The organism is Nonomuraea turkmeniaca (assembly GCF_005889735.1).
Taxonomy (GTDB): domain Bacteria; phylum Actinomycetota; class Actinomycetes; order Streptosporangiales; family Streptosporangiaceae; genus Nonomuraea; species Nonomuraea turkmeniaca.
In genome coordinates this window covers 1-3,486 of record NZ_VCKY01000442.1, presented here as the reverse complement: position 1 = coordinate 3,486, position 3,486 = coordinate 1, and the positions used below count along the sequence as shown (strand labels likewise).

The following is a 3,486-nucleotide window of genomic DNA, read 5'->3' as shown; positions in this document are numbered from 1 at the left end:
GCCTTCAGCGTGTCGTCGATCTTCACATAGAGTGCGGTGGCGAGGGTGTTCAGGTCGTTCGTCACACAATGATCTTGGACACCCTCACCCTATTTCCGCAGGCGATCCCTTGGACTCATTCGTCTAGTCGTCCGACTTCAGCTGCTTCTCGGTGGGGTCATCGTCCTCGTCCACCGCGTCGCCGAAGTCGGGCTCGATGAACGCCGGTGTGATGCCCCGAATCTCGGCCTGCGCCGCCACTTCAGAGGCGCCCTGCTCGCCCTCGGAATCGTCGGAGCTCTGCTCGTCAGCGTCCTCCGTGCCTTCCACGATGTCGGCAGGCTCGTCATCCTCCGACTCCTGGACGTCGGCAGGCTCCGCACCCTCCGACTCCTGGAGACCGGCCGGCTCCGGTTCCTCGTTCAGCAGATCGTCTGCTTCCGCGAGGGCCTCGGCGTCGTGCACTTCCTCGACCGCCTCCGCGCCCTCGGCGACAGCGGCGACACCGGCGTCGTCGAAGTCGTCTTCGTCGTCGAAGTCCTCCTCGACGTCCTCGATCACGGCACCGGTCAGTTCGGCGTACCGCTCCGCGGCGTCAGTCTCACCGTCCTCGTCGAACGCCATCGCCCGGCCGAACCAGTCGGTCGCCGCGTCCGTGTGCCCCGCTTCGGCCAGCGCGTCCGCGTACGCGAACGCCAACCGCGCCGACCAGGGCTTGGGCTGCGGGTCGCGTAGCTCGGGCAGGCGCTGCAGGGTGATGACGGCAGCGTCGTGCTGGCCCAGGTCGCGGCGAGCGCCGGACTCGACGATGGTCAGCTCGATGCGCCCGGCCCGATCGAGGCGCTCGGCCTCCGGCGAGCGCACGAGGTCGATGGCCCGCTCCGGACGGCCGAGACCGCGCTCGCAGTCGGCCATGACCGGCAGGTACGCCTCCGACCCCGTCAGCCGCCGCGCCGCCCGCAGGTCGCTCAGCGCCTCGGAGAAGTGCCCGGCGCGGTACGCGACGATGCCGGCGGCCTCCCGTACGACACCGATGCGGGCCGCGAACCGGCGCGCCACCTTCGTGTGCTCGTGCGCCCGATCGGGGTCGTCGTCCTCCAGCGCCCGCTCAGCGGCGACCATGTGGCGGCCCACGAGGTCGGCCAGGTCGCCGGGCAGGGGGCGGAGCTCCTCGAGCACTTCCTTGTCCAGCTCGTCCGCGGTGATGTCGGGCGCCACATCGGGCAGCCGCTCACGCTGGGGCGCTTCGCTGTCCCGGTCGGGCCTGCCGTACCTGGCGCGGGTGCCCTCACCGGCGCCCTCATCGCGGCCGCCGCGGTCGTCCCGCGAGAACGGCCGCTGGCCGCCTTCCCTGCGTGGGCCACGGTCATCCCGGAACCCACCCTCACGACGAGGACCCCGATCGTCACGGAACCCACCCTCACGACGGGGACCACGATCACCGGAGCCACCCTCACGCCGAGGGCCACGGTCCGCGTATCCACCCTCGCGCCGAGGGCCACGGTCACCGAACCCGCCCTCACGACGAGGACCACGATCACCGGAGCCACCCCCACGCCGAGGGCCACGGTCCGCGTATCCACCCTCGCGCCGAGGGCCACGGTCACCGAACCCGCCCTCACGACGAGGACCACGGTCATCCCGGAACCCACCCTCACGACGAGGACCACGATCACCGGAGCCCTCCTCACGCCGAGGGCCGTAACCACCTTCACGACGGGGACCCCGGTCGTCACGGAAACCGCCGTCACTGCGCGGGCCACGATCACCGTAGCCGCCTTCGCGCCGGTCGCCGTAACCGCCCTCACGACGCGCCCCGCGGTCATCCCGATCCCGGAACGAACGCCGCTCGTCGCCTTCACGCCGGGGGCCCCGGTCCTCGCGGCCGCCGCCTTCACCTCTGGGACCGCGATCTCCGTATCCACCCTCACGCCGAGGACCACGGTCACCGAACCCGCCCTCACGCCGAGGACCCCGATCGTCACGGAACCCGCCCTCACGCCGAGGACCACGATCGTCACGGAACCCACCCTCACGCCGAGGACCCCGATCGTCACGGAACCCGCCCTCACGCCGAGGACCACGGTCATCGCGGAACCCACCCTCACGCCGAGGACCCCGATCGTCACGGAACCCGCCGCCGCGCCGCTCACCGGTGCCGCCGCCCTCGCTGCGGTCGGTGTAACCACCTTCACGACGCGCCCCGCGGTCATCCCGATCCTGGAACGAACGCCGCTCATCGCCCTCACGCCGCGGGCCACGGTCATCCCTGTCACGGTACGTGCGGCGGTCATCGCCACGCGATCCACGATCCGTACCCTCACGACGAGGCCCACGGTCGTCGCGGAACCCACCCTCGCGCCTGGGGCCCCGATCGCCGAATCGACCACTGTCGCCGCGATCGCCGGATCGACCGCCCTCGCGGCGGTCGCCGTAGCCGCCCTCTCGACGCGAGCCCCGATCGTCCCGGTGGCCCTCGTCCCGGCGGGGACCTCTGTCGTCGCGGCCGGAGGAACGTCCCCTGTCGTCGGAACGGAACGGACGGTCGCCGCCGCCGGAGTCTCGCCCGCGAGAGCTGTACCCACCGCTCCTGTCGCCGCCAGAGCGCCTGTCCTCACCGTCGCCGCGCCCGCGCTGTCCGCCGTCCGATCCGTTATCTCTGTTCACTTCTGGTCCATTTCGTTGGGCTCACCCAGCGGACTCACAACAACGGTCCACCGTGGCTGGTCGCCGCCCGTCCTCGGGCCTTACGCGACGAAGGCCACCCGTGGGGTGGCCCGGTACCTCCAGCGTAGCAAGCCGGGGAACGTCCACGAGCCCGACTCAAGCCCATAAATCGGCCGTCCATAATGACTAGGCCCGGCAGGGCTGCTCGCCATGTCGCTGGGTTCCGCGAATTGAAGCGCTCCCACGGGCGAATCTCGGGAATTCGGCCGTGCGACTATACGCCTGATCAGACGTTGTCGCTCGGATGATTGCCCTCCAGCTCCGCTTGCGCTTTTCACCCTCCCGGTCTGGCGGAGAATGCTCCGTATCCCGGGGCTAGGTCCCTCGTGCGCCGGCACCTGCGCCAGGACGGCAGCACAAAAGAGAAAGGCCCCCGACCGTGCTGGTCGGGGGCCTTTCTCTTTCAAAGATTGTCCGGCGGTGACCTACTCTCCCACACCCTCCCGAGTGCAGTACCATCGGCGCAGGGAAGCTTAACTTCCGGGTTCGGAATGTAACCGGGTGTTTCCTTCCCGCCATAACCGCCGTAACCCTGAGAAACAGCACTGTCTGCTGTCTCAGAATTGCATAGTGGACGCGAGCAAGAATTTCTTTGGTGTGGCGCAGCTCTGGACCCGGCGAAGAGTAACAGAGCGCAGCACACACCAAAGCATTATGCTTTGTGGTCAAGTCCTCGGCCTATTAGTACCGGTCAGCTCCACACGTTACCGCGCTTCCACCTCCGGCCTATCAACCCCATCGTCTATAGGGGGCCTTACCCCTTCACAGGGTGGGAGACCT

At 69.1% G+C, this 3,486-nt stretch carries 2 protein-coding genes and 2 rRNA genes; 1 reads left to right on the top strand and 3 read right to left on the bottom strand.

Annotated features, from left to right (window positions below; translation table 11 throughout):
• Positions 1–123 precede the first annotated feature (123 nt).
• Positions 124–1,158, bottom strand: a complete 1,035-nt coding sequence (locus tag ETD86_RS53220) for a hypothetical protein (RefSeq protein WP_246149513.1) — start codon at positions 1,156–1,158, stop codon at positions 124–126.
• On the opposite strand from ETD86_RS53220, the gene ETD86_RS59520 reads away from it, so the two are divergent.
• Positions 1,102–2,814: a hypothetical protein gene (locus ETD86_RS59520; protein ID WP_170223795.1), complete on the top strand. Its 1,713-nt coding sequence runs from the start codon at positions 1,102–1,104 to the stop codon at positions 2,812–2,814. The genes ETD86_RS53220 and ETD86_RS59520 overlap by 57 nt on opposite strands.
• Positions 2,815–3,118: 304 nt before the next feature.
• On the opposite strand, the gene rrf is transcribed toward ETD86_RS59520, so the two are convergent.
• Together rrf and ETD86_RS53210 are read right to left on the bottom strand one after the other, a co-directional pair.
• Positions 3,119–3,235 (bottom strand): 5S ribosomal RNA (rrf, locus tag ETD86_RS53215).
• A gap of 132 nt (positions 3,236–3,367) precedes the next feature.
• Positions 3,368–3,486, bottom strand: a 23S ribosomal RNA gene (locus ETD86_RS53210); the annotation flags it as partial.